This is a genomic window from Clostridium sp. NSJ-145 (assembly GCF_021044725.1).
Taxonomy (GTDB): Bacteria; Bacillota; Clostridia; order Clostridiales; family Clostridiaceae; genus Clostridium; species Clostridium disporicum_B.
This window is the reverse complement of record NZ_JAJNOS010000009.1, coordinates 77,126-98,207: the sequence shown is the minus strand read 5'-3', so window position 1 is coordinate 98,207 and position 21,082 is coordinate 77,126. Positions and strand designations below refer to the sequence as shown.

The following is a 21,082-nucleotide window of genomic DNA, read 5'->3' as shown; positions in this document are numbered from 1 at the left end:
TTAATATGGCATCTTTGCAGCATTTGAAGTTAAAGTTATCTCAACATCATTATGATCTCTTAATAAAGATAACGGGCATGCTACTGTTCTTTCTCCAAATATCCCTTCCCTAACTATCGCTCCATGCCAATCTCTAAAGCAATAAAGTTTAATCTTTCTTGCACTTAAAATTTCCTTCATCCCTATTGTAATACACATCTTAGGCATAGCTTTAATAGCACCTCCCAAAGAGCCAACTGCATTAATTGTTATAGTTTCTCTTGAAATATTCAATACTCTTGTAGTACGATTTTTAAAATCTTCAGCAGTACATACTTCATGTTGTTCTGGTGGCTCATTGAAAGCTATATGTCCATTTATTCCTATTCCACCAAAACATATATCTACTCCACCTAACTTTTCGATTGTTTCCATAACCTTTTGCTCATTACCTACTTCTGGGAAAATCCTTTGATTTTCTGACATTACTAAATCTAAATCTATCTTTGAGTAAACTGACTTTTCCATAAATCCTCTAAAGCTTAATTCATGCCCCTTTGAAATAGGAGTATTTTCATCTATCATATATTCGTCCATATTTATAAACCAAACATTTTTCAAGCTTATCTTATGCTTGTTTACTAGTCTAACAAAGATAGGATATTGACCTGTAGGCCCTACTGGGCATATAAATACAGTTCTTTTTCCTTCTTCATTATTTTTATTTATTTCTTCTATCATATCTAATGCCATCTCATAAAACACTTCTCCAGCATCACCCAAAACCTTTACATCGATAACGTCATTATTTACTAATTCTTCAATAGTTTTTTTATACATAAATCTATCCCCCATACAATGCTATATATTTTCTATAATAAAATTCTACTATAATATCCTTCCTAAGAAAGTATTAATTTTTTTCATACTTTTTATATAATCACAGATAATTACTAAAAAAAACAGATTAGCTTTTCTACATCAGCTAATCTGTCTCTATATTATCTATCATATTATTTTTCTTATGGAGCTTCCCCTTCAGGTGACATTTGATTATTATCAAAATTGTCACTATTGCCTAAATCTTCTCCTTGATTACTTCCATCATCAGTTATTGTTCCATCTCCGGTATTACTTTCATTAACTGGAGGTACAATATCTTCAGAAGGTTCTTCAGGATGTATTACCTCTTCTTCAATAGGTTCATATATCTCTGGTGTATAATAATCTTCCTCATAGTAATATTCTTCGTAATAATAACTTTCATCATAACTACTTCCAAATCCATCATATTCAAAATAAATACTTGGATCTTTTTCTGTAGATCTGTTAAGTATAAAATCTGGCAAATAATCATTAAATATAAAATCATTTAATATTTCTGCATTTTCATACCTATCCATACTTATAACCCAACCTATACCATCAATCTTAACATCTTCTGAGAGTTCAGGAACTGGTATACTTAACTGTTCTGTAACTAGACTAGGGAATTTAAATACAGTATATGCTAAGTCAAGACACTCATAAAGATCTATATTTGTTCTAAGATAATCTAGCATCTTAGTTGCTATACCAAGATACTTAATAGGCTTAGTCTTCTGTAATTTTTCAGCAACTTTAAAAAGGACTTCTCTTTGTCTTTCTGTTCTTTCGTAGTCATCTCCAACACCTTTTCTTATTCTTGCATAAGATAAAGCTTGTTTACCATTGAGCGTTTGAAGTCCAGGCTCTTCTACAGGACAATCATTTCCTCCTGTTGCTTCACCAATATACTTATTTAATTCATTCAATTGATATTCCTGAACATCAATTTCTATTCCACCTATTTGATCTATAATAGCCTCAAATCCTACAAAATTTATCATTACATATTTTTCTATATTAATATCATAATTATATTTTATAGTCTCCATTACTAATTCAGGTCCACCTAAAGAAAATGATGCATTCATCTTATTTTCTCCATAACCTGGTATATATACTAACGCATCTCTATACAGTGAGGTTAACTTAATCTTTTTATTATTACTATCCAATGTTGCTATTATCATTGAATCAGATCTTTGATCCGCTGCATCAAAATCTATTCCATCAACACCTAATAATAAAACATTGGTAATACCTTCAACTGTCCTATATTCAACTGTTTCCTCGCTTTCAGTATTTTGAGTAACAGTAGGTTTTTCAATCTGCTTAGTAGGCCTATATATCTTACTTCTCACGTAAAAATATCCCGAAGCTATAAATACTATTAATAATAATAGTACTGAAAAAGCGCTTATTATAATCTTCTTTTTCTTACTTAACTTTCTTTTCTTTCTTCTATTACTATCCTTTGTTTCTTGTGAATCCAACTTACCCCACACCTCCATACTTCATATACCTTCCATTTTATACTAACTTCATATAAATAAACAATAAGTTTTTTAAAATTTCAAAATTAATTTACATAAGGGAATAAGTTATTCTACCACCTCATAAAAAAAGAGCTTCTGTAGGCAAAATAAATTTTTAGTAAACCGAAAAAACATTTGCCTATACAAAATAAATAAAAGCCTACGACATGAATCTTATATCTGCCGTAGGCTTTCTTCTACTCTGTTCTTAAAGCTTCTACCGGATCTTTCTTAGATGCCACTTTTGCTGGTATTAATCCTGCTATAACAGTTAATAACATGCTTATAGCAATTAATATAATAGCGCCTGCTACTGGAAGTTTTGATACTCCTGAAATACCTGATACTGCCTTTATTATAGCATTTATAGGAATATTTAATAATATCGTTACTATTATTCCTATTGCACCTGCTCCAAATCCAACTATTACTGTTTCTGCATTAAATACTCTTGAAATATCCTTCTTAGATGCACCGATACTTCTAAGAATACCTATTTCTTTAGTTCTTTCAAGAACTGAGATATAAGTAATAATACCTATCATAATTGATGATACAACTAAAGATATTGCTACGAATGCAATAAGTACATAGCTTATTATATCTATTATTGAAGTTACTGAAGACATCATAAGTCCTACCATATCGTTATAAGTAACAACGTACTCTTCTTCACCTGCATCTGTTTTTTCATTATTATATGCTGTAATTATATCTTCAATAGATTCTTTTGCTTCAAAGTCTTTAGCATAAATATTTATAGTTGAAGGATTATCTAAATCAACACATCCTAATAAAGATAGGTTTCCTTCATATGTTGCATCAGTTGCTTCTGCTTGCTGTTTCATAAGAGCTTGTAGTTCTTCTTGTGAAAGTGATGCTAAATAAGCCTTCTCTTCATCAGTTAAGGTAGACATATCTATAGCTGTCATATCATTATCTTCGCCATCTTCTACTACAAAAGCTTTTCCTGTAAATACATCTGTATCTGGATTTTCTTTTTGCTCTTTTACTATCTCGCTGTCATTTATACTATTAATAACATATTCAGTTAAGTCACTTGTATAACCTACTGCTGAGCTTATAGAAGTTGCTACTGCCTCTTCTGATGGTCTTACTATACCAACAACCTTTAACTCAAGGGCATCTTCAACAAGCTTTTTCATATAAACTGCATTTTCACTTTTATCTACCCAAGTGTTACCCTCTTTTTCATAGTAATCTGTATTTAAAACAAGCTTATAAGTTAAATTTAATAACTCATCAAAAGTATAGCTTACTACTTCTTGATTTTCTTCAACCTCTTCACCAGCCTGTATCTTTTTCATCTTAGCTTCTAATTCAGAAGAATCTAATAAGCCTATAGAATAAAGATTTACGTCACTGATTTCATTATTTTTATCTACTACTAATATTATTTCATCATAATTTTCTGGCCATTTTCCTGCAACCACATCATATTGTGATTCTAAAAGAGTCTGATTTCCTAAAAGTTCTGTCCATACATTAAAGCTTGATGCCATAGGCATTTGAGATGCTCCACCACCAAATCCAAGCTTATCATAAACAGTTGTTGGACTAACCTCAACAATACCATTAGATGTATCAGATTTATAAATATGAAGGTCTAAATCATATCCATACTGAATGACATTAGCATACTCGTCTATATTAGAATTTCCATTCTCTAAATACTCTCTAAATGATTTTAAATCATTTTTAGTAACTTGAGCACTCATAGACTCCATCATTCCACTCATTATATTATTGGAATAAACCTTGCCTTCTTCACGCTCTTCATCAGCTTTATTCTTATTCATCATACTTTCCATCATGCTACTCATATCTACAGTCTGACTTTCTATAGATATTGGGTAAGATGAAAGTGTATCTTCCTGAACCTTATTTATATAGTCCTTAACTCCGCTTGATAGTGATAATATTAAAGCTATACCTATAATACCAATACTTCCTGCAAAAGCAGTTAAAATAGTTCTTCCTTTTTTAGTCTTCAAGTTATTTAAACTTAAAGATAATGCAGTTCCAAATGACATTGAAGTTTTCTTTGCTTCTCTTTCACTTTTTTCTGTAGAAATTTTAATTTCTTCATCACTGCATGGGTTTGTGTCATCAATTATATTACCATCTCTAACTCTTACTATTCTGTTTGCATATTCTTCAGCAAGCTCAGGGTTATGAGTAACCATTATTATAAGCCTGTCCTTAGATATCTCCTTTAACAGTTCCATAATTTGAACGCTTGTTTCAGAGTCTAATGCTCCTGTAGGCTCGTCTGCTAATAATATATCTGGGTCATTTATAAGTGCTCTTGCTATAGCAACTCTCTGCATCTGTCCACCAGACATTTGGCTTGGCTTCTTATGTAACTGCTTTCCAAGTCCTACTTTTTCAAGAGCTTCCTTTGCTCTCTGTCTTCTTTCTGTTTTAGAAACACCTGATAAAGTAAGTGCTAATTCAACATTAGATAATACAGTTTGGTGTGGAATTAAGTTATAGCTTTGAAATACAAAACCTATTGAGTGATTTCTATAAGTATCCCAATCCCTATCATTAAATTTCTTTGTAGACTTTCCATTAATTATTAAATCACCTTTATCATATTGATCAAGACCACCAATAATATTAAGCATAGTTGTTTTACCTGAACCACTTTGTCCTAAGATAGCAACAAATTCACTTTTTCTGAAATTTAAGCTTACACCATCTAAGGCGGTCTGCGTTAAATCTCCAGTTTTATAAACCTTATAAATGTTCTTTAACTGCAACATATATTACTACTCCTCCTGCTATTGTTCTTTCAATAAGCTTATATTAAGCCTCCAAAATAAACTGAAAATAAACTAATTTAACTTTTTTTGTTATTCTTAAGTATTATTTACCACTTTTTTATACTCTTATTCTGTTTATCCTCGATTTATTTTTTTATGGTATAATTTTATAGTTATTATAAAATTGAGAAATATTCTTAGGAGGATTTTATGTTTCATATATTAATTGTTGAAGATGATAAAAATACAAGAAAGCTTATGGATGCTATTATTTCCAATGATGGTTATAAAACTTATACTGCTGAAAATGGCAGAGAAGCTCTTGAGGTTTTTGATAAAGAACATATCGATTTAGTAGTTTTAGACATTATGATGCCAGAGATGGATGGATACGAACTTACTGATACATTGCGTTCATGTAACAATAATATTCCGATACTTATGGTATCAGCTAAACAGCTTCCTGAAGATAAAAAGAAAGGCTTCTTAGTTGGAACTGATGATTATATGACCAAGCCTATTGATGAAGAAGAAATGCTACTTAGAATTAAAGCTCTCTTAAGACGTTCAATGATAATAAATGAGAGAAAGCTTAGAGTTGGCAATGTAGTTTTAGATTATGATACCCTTACAGTAAGCCGTAATGATGATATTAAAATATTGCCTCAAAAGGAATTTCAATTATTATATAAGCTGCTTTCTTATCCAAATAAAATTTTCACTAGACTTCAGCTTATGGATGAAATATGGGGCTTAGAATCAGAAACCTGTGCAAATACATTAAATGTACATATAAATAGACTTCGTAAAAAATTTGAAGACTATCCTGAATTTGAGCTTGTTGCTGTAAGAGGATTAGGATATAAGGCGGTAAAGCATGAAGAGAAATAAAAAACACTGTAATAAGAGATTTAACGGGCTTACTATCCTGCTGACAGGCGTAGTTTTTATAATAATAGTAAGCACTATGTGTATAGTTGCGTTGATTGGAAGCTTTTTATATAATAATCAACTATTTAGAGAACCTCAACATCCACCATTTCTTCGTATTTTATTATTTATAGCGCTTTTAAGTACAATAATAGGGTGTACATTAACATTAATATTTGGAGAAATTCCATTAAAGCCAATAAATAAATTGATTGATGCCACTGAAGAATTATCTAATGGAAACTTTGATGTAAGAATTAACTTTGATTATCCTAAAGTTTTGAATAATCTCTCTATAAGCTTTAATAATATGGCCTCGGAGCTTGGAAGTGCTAAAATATTAAGAAATGACTTTGTAAATAATTTTTCTCATGAATTTAAAACACCAATAGTATCTCTTAGAGGCTTTGCAAAGCTTCTTAAAAACGATAATCTTCCAAAAGAAGTTCGTGATGAATATTTAGATATAATAATAAGTGAATCAGATAGGCTTGCAACTCTTGCTACTAATATATTAAACCTATCAAATATTGAAAATACAAATATAATATCTGATCAGCATGACTTTGACCTAGCTGAACAAATAAGACATTCAATACTTATGCTTGAATCAAAATGGTCAGATAAAAATATTAATATGAATATAGATTTAGATGAAACTAGTTACTATGGAAATGAAGAACTTCTAAAGCAGGTATGGGTTAACTTAATTGATAATGCTATAAAATTTACTCCAAACAATGGCGATGTAAAAATTGAATTAATGTCTTTTGAAGATAGTGTTATCTTTAAAGTTAAAGACACAGGTATAGGCATGACTCAAGATGTAAAAGCTCATATTTTCGATAAATTCTATCAAGGTGATACATCCCATACAACTGAAGGCAACGGCTTAGGTTTGACTATGGTAAAGAAAATAGTAGAGCTTCATAATGGTAATATAGATGTAAAAAGTCATCCAAACAAAGGTACAATAATAAAAGTCGTACTTCCAATTTAAATAAAGTGTGAGCATATCTCACACTTTATCACCATCATTCTCTTCCTTCAAGGACAATAATACCTTTGTAATAATTTCAAGCTCTCCCCTAGAAAGATTATCAAAATCATCTAATCTTTCTTTAATCTCTTCAATAGCTTCATATTTGTAATCACCTTTATTTCTCTCTCTATCTTTTCTTAAAAAATATGTAGATATAGTTCCTGTCAATACACCCATAAAAGTTACTCCTGTAATCATAAGAATAACTGCTACTATCCTTCCTAAATCTGAAGTAGGGGCAATATCCCCATATCCTACAGTAGTTGTAGTTACAAAGCTCCACCAAAGAGCATCCTTAAATCTTATATCTTCAAAGATAGATATAAATGCTGCACAAGAGAAAATCAAAGTAATAGTTATTAAAAGTACATAATTAAAATAATTAGTCCTAAGAACAACTCTTACTTTTTTGACAATATTATTTATAAAGACCGTTGCCTTTAAAGCCTTAAGCGCCTTTAAAAATTCAGTAACTCTTAAAAATCTAAATATTCTAAGAGCCATAAATAATGAATTAAAAGGTATTATGGTTATCAAATCTATCTTATTATTTTTAATAAAACTCCACTTATTTTCACTTTTTATTAATCTTGTAAAATAATCTAAAAGAAAAAAAATATATATTCCGTTGTCTATGATTGTTATAATCCTATCCATCTCACTAGATAGCGTCATAGTTAATTGTATTATAGTTATAGTTACAACTACTAAAGCTAAAATCATCATAAAGAGTTCATATAAAAACCTCTGTGATTTTGTCTCCATAATATCAGCTCCTCTACTGTAAGTATATCCAAATAAAAAAGTGTAAATCAAAAGTTATTCTCTTCTTCCAATTTGTATCATTTTCCTTGATATTCCATAAGTTGTATTATAAAATCAAATTATCCCCCCTAGGGGGTTATTTTTCAATTTCAATATCCCCCTATAAGGGATTTTAAAAAGAGAGGCTATACTATGATTGAATTAAATCCAAGGAAAATATTATATAAACCATCATATCTGAATGAAATAAAATCCATATTAATTCTAGCTATACCAGTTATAATAGAAAATATACTTCAGGTACTCCTTGGTACCACTGATACCTTGTTTGCCGGTAAGCTTCATCCTAATGCTATAGCTGGAATAGGAGCTACTAACCTGATAAATAATATTTATATTGCCTTCTTTACAGCTATAGGTGTTGGAACTACCGCAATAGTTTCAAGAAATATAGGATTAAAAAATAAAGAAAAAGCAATTGAAACTGTTAAACAAGCTATTATCCTTACTACAGGAATTAGTTTAATTATAGGGCTTATAAGCTTCTTATTTGCTAAACCTATTTTAATAACCTTAGGAGCAACTTCCGATATCCTTGAATATGCATTGCCATATTTTATAGTTGTGGCAGTTCCATGTATATTTTTAAGTCTATCATTAATATTATCAAGTTCACTAAGGGCAGCTGGTAATACTAAAACACCTATGATAGCATCAATAGTAGCCAATGTTATAAATATTATTTTGAATTATATTTTAATATTGGGGATATTTGATTTTAAAGGACTAGGAATAATTGGAGCTGGATTAGCAACAACTATATCTCGTGTGATAACAGTTAGTATACTTCTATTTAATCTTTGTAAAGGTAAAACGATTTTAAAATTAAAGCTGTTTGATAAATGGAATATTGATAAAGGTTTAATACTATCAATAAGTAAAATTGGTGTTCCTGCAGGAATTGAAAAACTAATAATGAGATTTGGACAACTTGCCTATGGTTCATTAATTATATCACTAGGGACTTCTTCATATGTAGCACATAATATAGCTGGAACTATTGAAAGTTATTCATACCTTCCAGCTATGGGGTTTGGAGTTGCTGCAACTACTTTAATAGGAAGTCAATTAGGTGCTGATAATCCTAAATTTGCTAAGAGATATGGTCTTTTATGTAACCTTCTTTCAACTATAGTAATGATCATAATAGGCAGTATATTTTTTATAGCAGCTCCTTCATTAGCAAAAATGTTTACTGACGATTTGGAAGTTCAAAACTTAGTTGTAACAGTATTAAGAATAATCGCCATATTTCAACCATTTTTATCTATTACATTAGTAATTAGCAGTGCACTTCAAGGAGCTGGTGACACTAAATTACCTATGTACTCAACATTAATAGGTATATGGGGAATAAGAGTATTATTTGGATATATATTTGCCGTTAAATTTAATTTAGGATTAGTTGGTATATGGTTAGCATATTCCCTTGATATAGTAGTTCGAAGTATAATACTATTAAGTAGATTTTTAAAAGGAAAGTGGGATGAAATTAAAATTTCCTAAAATGAAAGGAGTTGCAATATGAATACTCATGACCATAAGCATCCAAATCAAAAACAAATAATAAATAGAATGTCCAGAATAATAGGTCATACTGAAGCTATAAAAAGAATGTGTATTGAAGAAAAAGATTGCACTGAAATATTAATTCAAATAGCAGCAGTTAAATCCGCATTAAATAATGTAGGAAAGATATTATTACAAGACCATATAAATCATTGTATAATTGATGCTGCTAAAAATGATGATGAAGAAGCTATTGAAAAATTAAATACTGCAATAGATAGATTTCTTAAATAAAAAACAAATAATACCTCAGTGGTTTTAAAATATAATCCACTGAGGTATTTCATATCTTACTTTATTTTAAACTTTCCATCTACGTTTATTACTCTTACGCCTAAAGCACTCATTAACTTTTCCATGCTCTTTACTTGATTTACATATTTGATATTATTCTTAGCTACTAACTTCCCTACCATCTCTTTTATAGCTATTTTATCTTCTCCAGTTAAAAATAACTCTCTTTTTATATAAGCTTTATTAATATAAGTTATAGTAGTCCATATCTGTTCATCAGTTATATTGTTTATGTTCACAAAAACTCTTGTAAAGCTCTTCTGAACTTATTTCATTAATTTCATTTATGTTTAATTCCATTTATCAACCTGATTCTTAAAGGAATTATATAATAATTTCTAATTCATGTCATTTTTCTTATACTTTTAATCACTTTATATAAATAAAAAAGGTTGTAGTTTAAACTACAACCTATAATAATCTAAAATTATCTTCTATTTTGTTCTTTTTTAGCTCTTCTACAAGATATACATCTTGTTGGCTCATTTGTAAATCCTTTTTCTTTGTAGAATTCTTGTTCTCCTACTGAAAATACGAATTCACTTCCACAATCTCTACATTTTAATGTTTTATCTGTCATAAATATTCCTCCTAAAATTAAAGATTCTAAATTGATATAATAATCTCTAATCTCCGAGAAACTATTTACCTAAATGAAACTTTTTTTGTTAGCAACTTTGCTACTCATTTATAATAACATAGTACTCATTCAGTTGCAACCTTTTTTATTTATTTTTTATAAATATTTTAAATTCAAACAATATTTTCCATAAAATAGTGCATTTGCGTTTATTTTTCTATATTTATTTACTATCATTTCCTATATTGGCTTAATTTAACAAAATAATTAATCTACGTAATTTATCCTTCATACCCTCAACTTCATTTAACATTTTCTTTGAAGGTATAAGTTCAATAACTTATTTACTTTATTCTTATAGTTTCTTAAATAAACCTGCATTGTTTATGTTCAACATAACAAAAATACTCACATAAAAAATAGCCCCCAAGTAATACAACTTAAGATTTTCAAATTTATTTTATAAGTTTAATTGAACTTTCCTACGTATGATGTGCTTCATTCTAAAAAAGATGTAGAAATTATAAAGATTTAAAATTCACTATAAGTATTGATTAAAGTTAAAATAAGTTTATTTCAATAGCATCCTTTGGTAATTGTCGTACATGCTCTAAAAACGCTCTAGCATTTCTTCCTTCTAAAGAATTATATTCATATCCTAATTCCTTACCTACAAAAATTGCAGTCTCTTTAAATAAATCTCACATTCTCATTACACTGTCCCAAGCCTCTTCAATATTTCCGCCAAAATACGTTGCAAGATATGACTCCCAGTCGCTTTTATCCAACCACTTATACATATACTTTGCTGATTTCCCAACACTCACTGAAAAATCTGTAATAATACCAACCTTCCAAGAAAACATCTTCTCTAATTCTTTTCTTACAATAAGATTAGCCATGTCCTGTACATATGGAATCTCTTGCCTCCATAATCCTTTAGCAATATTATTTGAACACCACCAAAATTCATTACATGTGGCAATGTATTCTTCTTCAGTTGGCTTTTTTACATAATAGTCTTCATCAGTAGCTTCAGGAATTTGTGGCAAAATATTATCCTTATCCAACAATATCTTACATAGCTTATCACTTAAAATATTTTCTCTAGCACTTTCGATGGTTTCCACGTGTAAATCAATTCTATTTCCATCAGCAAACTGCATAAGCCAGCCATAGGATTTTTCCTTATCACTAGGATAATACGGAGATTCATCTGGGTATTGCATATACAGTATTTCCCCAAAATTTTTAATCCAATTTTTATCTTCAATAAAACTCCTAGTTTCATCTACTACATATACAATATCATAATCTTGAAAAATATCTCTTGGAACATTTTTATTAGTTCTAGAACCATTCATATATACAGCGTGTATTCTCTCATCTTTTTCAGCAACACTTAATAATAGCTCATACATCTCTTTTTCATTACGCATTTATAATCCCCCAATAAATTCTCATTTAATTGCTAGTATCATCACCGATTAAACTTTCATTTACCTAAACTAATTGGTAATTTATACATATAATTATATGTTTCTTTATTTATTATATAAATAATATATATCTCATGATAACTGCTACTAATATCGTCAATAAACCTGCACCTATTGCTAATAAAAATTTCTGATATGGTCTTTTCCCATACTCCTGATTCTTTTCAAGCTCATTCATATTCTTTCCTTCAAAAAAGGCAAGAATTTCTCGATATGTTTGGATATTAAAATTCTTTTTATACTTTTCAACTCGGATTGCATAATATATTGCACCTATTGCAATCAACCCCCAAATTCCAGCTCCAACATATCCCATGAATCGTAGAAGTGGAACAGGTAATAAAATAGTACTCAATAACAATATACTAAATATATTACTATCATGTTTAAATCCATCAATGTCTTCTGTTTTAATTTTTTCTTTCATTTCTTCAAGGTCTCCTTTAATTAATATGTCAAGAGAGACATTAAAAAGAGAGCTTAGTAATAATAAACTTTTCACATCAGGATAGCTCTTATTATTTTCCCAATTTGATATAGTTTGACGAGATACAAATATCTTTTCAGCTAACTCATCCTGTGAAAGCTTCATTTCTGATCTATATTTTTTTATTTGTTTTCCAATCTCCATACAATGTCCTCCTGCACTATTAATCTATAACCTTTAATGAATTTTCACCATCAAAAGTGTTTGATATTACCTATTTTTCGCATGTCAAAAGTATTTGACACCCTGTAAATGCCTAGTTTTCCTATATTTAAGATAATTATCATTATATTTATTGTATCATGTAATTCTTCTATAATTTAGCATTTCCAATTTATCTTAGCTGGATTAGGCTCATCCTTTATAGAAATTTTACGCAAATCCTCTTCCATCTTTTTGCACTCTCTTGCTGCAATTTCATCATAAACTTCTATATTCTCACTTGTTCCAATAGATGAATATGCTATGGCCGCAGAACCATAAAACGCAAGTCCTAATGAACTTGTTATAGTATTAATTGTTGTCGTTGTTGCTCCAATTGCTCTTGCCGCAGCCTGTGCAGCTGGATTCCCCTCTACCTCTCTAGCAGCTATTTGAACTTCTTTGATAATTTTCTTTGCTTCTGCTAATTTTATATTTCCTTCTAACCATTCATCAACTGCATTCAATGCATTTTTCAACCTATAATCTTCAGGATAATCCTTTTCATAAATAGGTAAAATATGCTCCCTTGCATATTTATTACACCATTTTACAATTGTATTTTTGCTTTGTGTTTCTATTAATCTCATAAGAGAAATAATATATGGTGAATCAGCTTTGCCTAACATTTTTCGTACTTTACTCATAATAACTCCTTTTTTTATATACTTTTGTATTTAACTCTGCTCTATAACTTATACTTTATTTAACTTAGTTAAACTCTTAATCTCATCTTTAAACTGAAATTACTCTCTTTTAATAATTTCATTTGTTATTAATGCTCTTGAAATATACATCGCTTCTATAAGTGGTGAAAATTTCTTAAACTGGGTACTTCCTTCATCATACTTACTTTGAGCCTTCTCTGTTTTATTAATAATTGAAATCACCGGTGGTAATGCTTTTTCTAAATCATCTACGATATATTCCTTTATGCTTCCGTCATTTTCTATTAAGCATTTAGAGATTTTCAATGCTTTAATTCTATTTCTCAAAAGGGAGAACTGCGACGTACCTTCTCTAAATTTTGGTTGTATCTTTTCACATGTACTGATTGTTGAAGATATAATTTTTAATGCATTCTCTAGCTCTTCTTGTGAATAACTTTTCATATAATACTCCTTTTTAGGCTTCTATTTATCAACCTTATTCTTAAAGAAATTATATAATAATTTCTAATTCATGTCATTTTTCTTATGCTTTAATAACTTTATATAATCAAAAAAGGTTGTAGTTTAAACTACAACCTATAACAATCTAAAATTATCTTCTAAAAACTCATTATAGCTATTTACTATCCTTCTCATAGATGCAACTTTAACTTTTGGTAATGATTTTATAATTATATTTTTCATACCTTTATCTCCTTTTAAATTAGAAATATAGCTTCTTAACCTTAAAAGTTTATATTCCTCTTCTTTTATAATATCCAATATTTCTTTTTCTTTAGATACTAGTATATTTTCAATTTCTTTAGGTTCATCTATTACTTTCTTTATTTCATTTATTGATAAACCCATTTGCTTCAATGTTATTATTTCATGCAATTTAGGCAATTGCTCTGTTGTATAATATCTATACTTTGTAACTTCATCTACATATCCTGGCTTTAATAAGCCTACATCTTCGTAATATCTTAATGTCTTTGTGGTTACCTTATTAATTTTTGAAAAAACTCCTATTGAAAACATCTTATCACCTGCGCATTTGATTTAATAACTTAAGTTTAATCCTTCCCCTTAGGTTAAAGTCAATATTTATTTTTTACTTTAGCTAACTCTTCAAGCTATAATCAAAAAGGAGCTGTACACTAATTATTTAGTGCACAACTCCATATATAGTCTTCTATATGACAAATGATTTATTCTTTATTTTTTCTATTTTTAACTAAAGCTAATAATGCCGTTAATCCTAATCCTAATGTGCCCATTATAGATGTATCACCTGTATTAGGATTTACAACAGTTCCACCTTGATTAGTTACATTTCCAATTGTGTTGCTTCCGCTTTCACTTGGATTAGTTTCATTTACACCTGTGTTGTTTTCACTTCCTCCTGGATTAGTTCCGTTTCCACCTGTGTTGTTTTCACTTCCTCCTGGATTAGTTCCGTTTCCACCTGTGTTGTTTTCACTCCCTCCTGGATTAGTTCCGTTTCCACCTGTGTTGTCTCCACTTCCTCCTGGATTATTTCCGTTTCCGCCTGTGTTGTCTCCACTTCCACCTGGATTATTTCCGTTTTCGCCTGTGTTGTCTCCACTTCCATCTGGATTATTTCCGTTTCCGCCTGTGTTGTCATCGCTTCCACCTGGATTATTTCCGTTTCCGCCTGTGTTGTCATCGCTTCCACCTGGATTATTTCCATTTCCGCCTGGATTTTCAATACTTCCATCTGGTCTTATAACACTTCCATCTAAGTTTTCAATACTTCCATCTGGTTTTACAACACCTCCATCTTCTGGTGTCATATCATCTCCATTTGGTAATACTACCATACTTCCATCTGGTACATTAACGCTTCCGTCTGCATTTACTGTTGGTGCTCCACCATTACCATTTGGTGTAACAACAGTTCCTCCTGGAACTATTATTGAATGATCAGCTCCTCTATCTGTAACTATAGTCCCATCTGGCAGTAATACATGTCCTCCAGTTGGTAATGTTACATTTCCAAATTCATCAACAGTTGGAATTTCGCCGTATATATCTGGATGTATAAGCGGCTTAACCATTACGTCGTCAGGTGTTCCTACTTGTCCATCTGGTCCTGGAACTACAACTGTTCCATTTGCTTTAATCTCTACTTCACTTGCTGTAGTAACATTTCCATTATTGCTTACTGAGCTTCCACTTGGTGGTGTTGTATCATATCCATTTGCTAAAACTACCATACTACCTTCTGGTACATTAACGCTTCCGTCTGCGTTTACTGTTGGTGCACCACCATTACCATTTGGTGTAATAACAGTCCCCCCTGGAACTATTATTGAATGATCATTCCCAATATCTTCAACTATAGTACCATTTTGCAGGTATACCTTTCCTCCAGTTGGTAATGTTACATTTCCAAACTGATCAATATCTGGAGCTTGTCCATATGTTCCTGGCACAATAAATACATCGTCAGGTGTTCCTAATTGGCCATCCTCTCCTGCAACTCTAACTATTCCACCTTGTTCAACAACTACTTTATTTTGTAAATTAGCGCTTACATTTTTAATTAATAAGCTTTCATCACTAACATCTTCAATTATTGATATTTGTTCGTCAACTTCTGGAACTATAAATGTTTCCTCATTATTTATAGATACCTCATTTTGTAAGTCAGCATTTATTTCTTGAGTTAATAGGCTTTCATCTTTAACATCTGCAAATGTTGTTAACCCCATATTACTCATTGTTACCGCACCTGTTAATACTAAAATACTTGCTTTCTTTTTCATAATTTACTCCTTTTCTCCAATTTTCGACATATTCATTTAGATTCTAGCAACTAAAAGCATTTTTTCAATAATAAATTGTTTTTTATTCATATTTTTATTAAAACTATGCATTAAATGAAAAAAAAATCTATAATATGAAAAATAGTTTTTTGTAAAATATTTAATTTAATTCAAACTTATATTATAATCATTTTTGGTGCAGTTATTACTATAATAAATTTAATAAAGAAAGGATACAAATGAAGAAAAAAGTATTAAAAACCATATGTAAATTATCTGTATTTGTATTTGCTGTTACATTAAATTTTAACACAGTTACTTTTGCAGATGAAAATTACGATTATAGCAATCCAATCTATTCAGAGGGAATCAATGATACCTTTGTATATGATACAACAGATAGCGTTATAACAACTAGGACAGACGTTCCACGTACTTTACCAAACGTAACTGGACTTTATGATATAACTTACTATCCAATTCCATTAATTAATCAAGTTCCAGATGAAGCTACCTTTGAGCTAATAAAAGCTGAAAATAAAGCAATTATGGACAAGGTAGAAGAAGATATTAAAAATGGAACATTAACAAAACATAAAGCAGCTGATGGACAATTTTATGGTACTGTTCCAGATGATGCTTTAGGTGTTGAAAAGAAAATATATATTAATACTAATGTTAAAGGAACACATTCATTAGCTTCATATGTTCCAGCTGGTGAAATAGCAACTGTAACATTAAATGATGAAGCTTTAAAATACGCTAAGCAAGGGAAAATTAAACTTAGCGTAGGTATGACTATGGTTGATGCAGAAGATTATCATTATAATCATAGCAACGAAAATCGTATGCCGTATTTAGGAAAAACTTTCTCTATTAGTGAAAGCGAAACTAAAGTAGGTACACCTTTTGGAGGAATGGTCTTTATAGAAATAGCTGAATCTGTTCCTTCAGGCACAAATATTGAGGTAGATATTAAAGGGGTAGTTGATACACCATATTATGATTTAGGTAAAACAACAGCTGAAGAATGGAAAGTTGCAAAAGATGCACCAGGTATATTTGCTGAAATAAGAACTCCTTATTTAAGATTTATACTTCCGGCTAAATTTATTCGTCATATTGAAGATCCTCAAAAAGCAGCAGAGTTTTGGACAAATGTAACTGCCTTAAGTGCCAATGCAATGGGCCTTGAAAACAGAACAACACCAATGACTCTTACTTTTGACCAATATATAACCGTTGGTATAGCATATGCAAATGTATGGAGCTGGTCATGTAATTTACCACCAGAATGGTCAAAAGATGCATTTGATTATGATGGTCTAGTGAAAAATGGAAGTTGGGGAATAATACATGAAATAAATCACCATTATCAAAGAAGATATAATTCATATTCTGATGAATGGGGCCTTGGAACTGATTTTACTGAAATAACTAATAATGCTTTAAGTGCTGCATCATATATTTTATATACTAATATAGCAGCTTCTAGAGGTGAAGATGGAACTTATGATTGGAATAAGGTTGCAGATCCATATAGTAGTTTAAAACAGCAAATATTTGAAGGTGTTAAGTACTATCCAGGTGTACCGAATATAGGTAACTTTATGTTTAGTACATTTGCTCATGAAATTGGACCAATAAACTATGTTAATGTTATTAAATCAACTTATGAGGGAGGAACCTTTAACGGAATATATATTCCACCATATGATTATAAGCTTGAAAGTCAAGGCGGACTGAAGAGAGATGATAGATATGATGATATGGCATATAGATTTTGTGTGGCTGGTGGACGTGATTATACATGGTATATACAAAATGAATTACGTTGGCCATTGAAACAACAAACGATTGATGCGATAAAAGCCCTTAAATATGAGGAATTTATTCCAGTGCAAAGTGTATATGCAATGGGGGAAGTAGGCAGAGAAACAGGTAGACCATTCTATATTCCATCTAGTGGTTATACATTTGACTTCCAAAAAAGTTTAGTTTCACCTGGTAATGTAACTGTGATAGATGTATCACAGCCAAAGTACGGAGCTTTAAACTTAAGACCTGATGGTAAATATGATTATTTAGCTAGTAAATCAATGCCTGAAAATGCATTAGATGAATTTGTATTAACAGTTAGAGTTGAAAAAGATGGAATATCTCATGATACTAAATTAAACTGTACTATAGCTCTAGATTATAATTCTAGTATTGTAGAGCATTTCGATATACTTAAATGGGATATTTACGAAGCCTTAGACGCTTTAAAGACAGGCACTCCATACGGAACTTCAACATCAACTGGAATGAGAATTGATGCAGCAGAAGGTGATAAATTATCTAGAAGCACCGGATATTTTATGGTAGATGAAGATGGAGAGTATGAATTCCAAGCTTTCGGGGATGATAGAGCTGCTTTTCAATTACATTCAAATAATAAAACAACATTACAATCTGTAGCTAACGCTTATGCAAAGACTGCTGAAGATGCATTTAATCTTTCTCAACAACTTGATGATCAAGGCAGACCTAAATCAACTAGCTTTACAGTAAAATTAGAAGCTAATAAAGCTTATCCATATACATTAGTAGCTAAAAATACTGGAGGTATAGGCTGGGCTGATGTAAATATTAGAAAAACTTCAGGAGATACTAGTTGGAAATCAATAACTAAGGTCTATTGCAACTTAGATGATGTAGGTAAAATTACAGATAAAAACTTCATAATGCCAGACCCTGAGTATATTAGACCATCAACATTAGCAACAGCAGATGAAACTTTATTAAAAGGATTAACAGTTATTAGTACTCCACAAGGAGTTGTTCCTAATAATGATCTAAACTCTCATAATGAAGGTATTAAAGAAAATATAGTTGACGGAGATATATCTACATATTTCCACTCATCTTATGATGATTCTAATAGAACACCTTTCCCACATGAGTATATAATTGATTTAGGTGAAGAAAAATCTTTTAATAATCTAGAAATATATACACGTCAATATGACCAAGTTGGTGTAATAGGAGATTATGAAATATTTATAGCAGATGAGTATAATGGAGATAAAACTGTTTGGACGCAGATACATGAAGATAAAACAAGAAAAGACAATTCAAGTGCCCCTGCAGACATAAAAATATCATTACCAGAAACAAAAGCTAAATATTTAAAAATTAGAGCTTTAAATAATAGAGATGGCCGTAATATAACAATAGTTTCAGAGGTAAAGTTATCAAATAAAACAAATGTAAAAAATGTAATAGCTCAGGACTCTAGCTTTATACAATATGAAGGAGATTGGAAGAAACATTCTAATGGAGCCTTTGTAAATGGTGCAACATACAACACAACTACTGGTTACTTTATGTATTGTTTTGAAGGAAATGAAAGTAATATATATGTAGTTAAAGATGTTGAAGTAGAAATTAGAGTCGATGGTGTTAAGTGGGAAAAGGTTAAATTAACAGGATCACTAAGAGAACCTTCAATTACATTAAATATGCCAAACAAAGGTAAGCATGTAATAGAAGTTCGTGCTATAAACGAAGAAATAGCTCTTAATATGATATCTACAGATGGTACTTTCTATAAAGGAAAAGCTCCTGCTAAATCAAATCCACCAGTTATACATGGTGCTAATAATATAACAATAGGAGTTGGACAAGTTGCTACCTTCGATAAGATGAAGGACGTTAGCTACACTGATGATATTGATACAACTGGATTACAGATAAATGTAACTGGAGAATTAGGTGAGCCTACTCCAGGAACAAATAAAGATTATACATTAACTTATACTGTAACAGATAGTGACAGAAACACTACAACTGTAGATAGAATAGTAACAGTAACAAATCAATTCCCAGTAATAACTGTATTAGATGACATAGTAATAAATGAAGGTGAAGGTACTGGATTTGATTTCTCTAATGGAATAACTGTAACTGATTTAGAAGATGGCGATTTAATGCATTTACTAAAATTACCTACAATGGACTTAAGTATCTTAACTGAAGGAAATTATTCAGTAAAATATGAAGTAACAGATAGTGATAATAATACTACTGTAGTCGAAAGAAACATAATAGTATTATCAAATAAAGTTAATGATGAAACAAAACCTGGAGGAACTCCTGATGTACCAAGCACTCCTGATGCTCCAGTAGAAAAACCTGATGGAACTCCTGATGTACCAAGTACTCCTGATGCTCCAGTAGAAAAACCTGATGGAAATCCTGATGTACCAAGTACTCCTGATGTTCCAGTAGAAAAACCTGATGGAAATCCTGATGTACCAAGTACTCCTGATGTTCCAGCGGAAAAACCTGATGGAACTCCTGATGTACCAAGCACTCCTGATTCTCCAGCAGAAAAACCTGATGGAACTCCTGATGTACCAAGTACTCCTGATGTTCCAGCGGAAAAACCTGATGGAACTCCTGATGTACCAAGCACTCCTGATTCTCCAGCAGAAAAACCTGATGGAACTCCTGATGTACCAAGTACTCCTGATGTTCCAGCGGAAAAACCTGATGGAACTCCTGATGTACCAAGCACTCCTGATTCTCCAGCAGAAAAACCTGATGGAACTCCTGATGTACCAAGTACTCCTGATGCTCCAGCAGAAAAACCTGAATTAACCACAGTAATATCTGAAGTGCCAGAAACTACTGTGAAAAATCCTGAAGAAATACTTGATGCTCTGGTATTAGTGGAATCTTCCGAAGAAATCTCTGAAGTTAATCCAGAAATTCTAGTAACTTCTGAAGATACAAATAGTAATAATGAATCATATAATGATGAGACTAATAAAACTCTAGGAAAGTCCTTTGCAATAAGAAATGTATCATCAAACTATATAGTTATTTTATGGTCATTACTATTAGTAGCATTAGTATTAATTTTTAAAAAAATAAAATTTAAAGGTTCTAAATAAAATATAAAAAGGAATTGGACACATAATCCAATTCCTTTTTCATACTTACGACAAACTACCATAAGTCTAAAGATTGTAGTTTAAACTCCAATAAAATTAGAATATA

Annotated in this window: 17 protein-coding genes; 5 read left to right on the top strand and 12 right to left on the bottom strand. The window is 30.7% G+C overall.

Translation table 11 applies throughout. The features are described from left to right. The 3 genes from LQE93_RS09580 to LQE93_RS09570 all read right to left on the bottom strand — a co-directional run bounded on the left by LQE93_RS09580 (window position 1) and on the right by LQE93_RS09570 (window position 5,167). Window positions 1–819: a 6-phosphogluconolactonase gene (locus LQE93_RS09580; protein WP_231073273.1), complete on the bottom strand. Its 819-nt coding sequence runs from the start codon at window positions 817–819 to the stop codon at window positions 1–3. Window positions 820–1,001: 182 nt separating this feature from the next. Further along, complete coding sequence (locus tag LQE93_RS09575) at window positions 1,002–2,336, bottom strand: LCP family protein (RefSeq protein ID WP_231073272.1); 1,335 nt, start codon at window positions 2,334–2,336, stop codon at window positions 1,002–1,004. A 239-nt stretch (window positions 2,337–2,575) separates the two neighbouring features. Next, complete coding sequence (locus LQE93_RS09570) at window positions 2,576–5,167, bottom strand: ABC transporter ATP-binding protein/permease (protein WP_055264567.1); 2,592 nt, start codon at window positions 5,165–5,167, stop codon at window positions 2,576–2,578. A 210-nt stretch (window positions 5,168–5,377) separates the two neighbouring features. Between LQE93_RS09570 and LQE93_RS09565 the strand changes: the two genes are divergently transcribed. Then, the gene (locus LQE93_RS09565) at window positions 5,378–6,058 is read left to right on the top strand and encodes a response regulator transcription factor (RefSeq protein WP_231073270.1); all 681 of its coding nucleotides are present in this window, start codon (window positions 5,378–5,380) and stop codon (window positions 6,056–6,058) included. Next, window positions 6,045–7,097: a sensor histidine kinase gene (locus tag LQE93_RS09560; RefSeq protein WP_055264565.1), complete on the top strand. Its 1,053-nt coding sequence runs from the start codon at window positions 6,045–6,047 to the stop codon at window positions 7,095–7,097. Before LQE93_RS09565 ends, LQE93_RS09560 begins: the two co-directional genes overlap by 14 nt. A gap of 18 nt (window positions 7,098–7,115) precedes the next feature. On the opposite strand, the gene LQE93_RS09555 is transcribed toward LQE93_RS09560, so the two are convergent. Further along, a complete protein-coding gene (locus tag LQE93_RS09555; RefSeq protein WP_231073268.1) occupies window positions 7,116–7,904 on the bottom strand; it encodes a potassium channel family protein in 789 nt (262 codons plus the stop codon). Between the two features lie 192 nt (window positions 7,905–8,096). Here LQE93_RS09555 and LQE93_RS09550 point away from each other — a divergent pair, with 192 nt between their 5' ends. Next, window positions 8,097–9,470 (top strand): MATE family efflux transporter, encoded by a 1,374-nt coding sequence (locus LQE93_RS09550; protein WP_231073267.1) that lies wholly within the window; start codon window positions 8,097–8,099, stop codon window positions 9,468–9,470. 18 nt (window positions 9,471–9,488) lie between these two features. Next, on the top strand, window positions 9,489–9,767 hold the full coding sequence (locus tag LQE93_RS09545) for a metal-sensing transcriptional repressor (protein ID WP_055264563.1): 279 nt from the start codon (window positions 9,489–9,491) through the stop codon (window positions 9,765–9,767). A gap of 56 nt (window positions 9,768–9,823) precedes the next feature. On the opposite strand, the gene LQE93_RS09540 is transcribed toward LQE93_RS09545, so the two are convergent. The 8 genes from LQE93_RS09540 to LQE93_RS09505 all read right to left on the bottom strand — a co-directional run bounded on the left by LQE93_RS09540 (window position 9,824) and on the right by LQE93_RS09505 (window position 16,036). Then, window positions 9,824–10,066, bottom strand: a complete 243-nt coding sequence (locus tag LQE93_RS09540) for a hypothetical protein (protein ID WP_186839052.1) — start codon at window positions 10,064–10,066, stop codon at window positions 9,824–9,826. A gap of 188 nt (window positions 10,067–10,254) precedes the next feature. Beyond that, the gene (locus tag LQE93_RS09535; protein ID WP_055264561.1) at window positions 10,255–10,407 is read right to left on the bottom strand and encodes a zinc-ribbon domain-containing protein; all 153 of its coding nucleotides are present in this window, start codon (window positions 10,405–10,407) and stop codon (window positions 10,255–10,257) included. A 701-nt stretch (window positions 10,408–11,108) separates the two neighbouring features. After that, window positions 11,109–11,846 carry an aminoglycoside 6-adenylyltransferase gene (locus LQE93_RS09530; RefSeq protein WP_331000418.1) on the bottom strand — a complete coding sequence of 246 codons (738 nt, stop codon included), beginning with the start codon at window positions 11,844–11,846 and terminating at the stop codon, window positions 11,109–11,111. 112 nt (window positions 11,847–11,958) lie between these two features. Then, the gene (locus tag LQE93_RS09525) at window positions 11,959–12,537 is read right to left on the bottom strand and encodes a helix-turn-helix domain-containing protein (protein ID WP_231073265.1); all 579 of its coding nucleotides are present in this window, start codon (window positions 12,535–12,537) and stop codon (window positions 11,959–11,961) included. Window positions 12,538–12,713: 176 nt separating this feature from the next. Then, complete coding sequence (locus LQE93_RS09520) at window positions 12,714–13,241, bottom strand: putative immunity protein (RefSeq protein ID WP_186839055.1); 528 nt, start codon at window positions 13,239–13,241, stop codon at window positions 12,714–12,716. Between the two features lie 99 nt (window positions 13,242–13,340). Further along, the gene (locus LQE93_RS09515) at window positions 13,341–13,706 is read right to left on the bottom strand and encodes a hypothetical protein (RefSeq protein ID WP_231073263.1); all 366 of its coding nucleotides are present in this window, start codon (window positions 13,704–13,706) and stop codon (window positions 13,341–13,343) included. A 135-nt stretch (window positions 13,707–13,841) separates the two neighbouring features. Beyond that, window positions 13,842–14,285 carry a MerR family transcriptional regulator gene (locus LQE93_RS09510; RefSeq protein ID WP_231073261.1) on the bottom strand — a complete coding sequence of 148 codons (444 nt, stop codon included), beginning with the start codon at window positions 14,283–14,285 and terminating at the stop codon, window positions 13,842–13,844. 170 nt (window positions 14,286–14,455) lie between these two features. Further along, window positions 14,456–16,036 (bottom strand): hypothetical protein, encoded by a 1,581-nt coding sequence (locus LQE93_RS09505; protein WP_231073259.1) that lies wholly within the window; start codon window positions 16,034–16,036, stop codon window positions 14,456–14,458. Window positions 16,037–16,275: 239 nt separating this feature from the next. On the opposite strand from LQE93_RS09505, the gene LQE93_RS09500 reads away from it, so the two are divergent. Further along, window positions 16,276–20,976, top strand: coding sequence for a M60 family metallopeptidase (locus tag LQE93_RS09500; protein WP_231073257.1), 4,701 nt, complete (start codon window positions 16,276–16,278; stop codon window positions 20,974–20,976). Window positions 20,977–21,082 lie beyond the last annotated feature (106 nt).

Excerpts from the sequence above, each read along its gene's own strand:
- LQE93_RS09580 (WP_231073273.1), bottom strand. The coding sequence starts at position 819 with ATGTATAAAAAAACTATTGAAGAATTAGTAAATAATGACGTTATCGAT.
- LQE93_RS09570 (WP_055264567.1), bottom strand. The coding sequence starts at position 5,167 with ATGTTGCAGTTAAAGAACATTTATAAGGTTTATAAAACTGGAGATTTA.
- LQE93_RS09565 (WP_231073270.1), top strand. The coding sequence starts at position 5,378 with ATGTTTCATATATTAATTGTTGAAGATGATAAAAATACAAGAAAGCTT.
- LQE93_RS09560 (WP_055264565.1), top strand. The coding sequence starts at position 6,045 with ATGAAGAGAAATAAAAAACACTGTAATAAGAGATTTAACGGGCTTACT.
- LQE93_RS09555 (WP_231073268.1), bottom strand. The coding sequence starts at position 7,904 with ATGGAGACAAAATCACAGAGGTTTTTATATGAACTCTTTATGATGATT.
- LQE93_RS09550 (WP_231073267.1), top strand. The coding sequence starts at position 8,097 with ATGATTGAATTAAATCCAAGGAAAATATTATATAAACCATCATATCTG.
- LQE93_RS09545 (WP_055264563.1), top strand. The coding sequence starts at position 9,489 with ATGAATACTCATGACCATAAGCATCCAAATCAAAAACAAATAATAAAT.
- LQE93_RS09535 (WP_055264561.1), bottom strand. The coding sequence starts at position 10,407 with ATGACAGATAAAACATTAAAATGTAGAGATTGTGGAAGTGAATTCGTA.
- LQE93_RS09530 (WP_331000418.1), bottom strand. The coding sequence starts at position 11,846 with ATGCGTAATGAAAAAGAGATGTATGAGCTATTATTAAGTGTTGCTGAA.
- LQE93_RS09525 (WP_231073265.1), bottom strand. The coding sequence starts at position 12,537 with ATGGAGATTGGAAAACAAATAAAAAAATATAGATCAGAAATGAAGCTT.
- LQE93_RS09520 (WP_186839055.1), bottom strand. The coding sequence starts at position 13,241 with ATGAGTAAAGTACGAAAAATGTTAGGCAAAGCTGATTCACCATATATT.
- LQE93_RS09515 (WP_231073263.1), bottom strand. The coding sequence starts at position 13,706 with ATGAAAAGTTATTCACAAGAAGAGCTAGAGAATGCATTAAAAATTATA.
- LQE93_RS09510 (WP_231073261.1), bottom strand. The coding sequence starts at position 14,285 with ATGTTTTCAATAGGAGTTTTTTCAAAAATTAATAAGGTAACCACAAAG.
- LQE93_RS09505 (WP_231073259.1), bottom strand. The coding sequence starts at position 16,036 with ATGAAAAAGAAAGCAAGTATTTTAGTATTAACAGGTGCGGTAACAATG.
- LQE93_RS09500 (WP_231073257.1), top strand. The coding sequence starts at position 16,276 with ATGAAGAAAAAAGTATTAAAAACCATATGTAAATTATCTGTATTTGTA.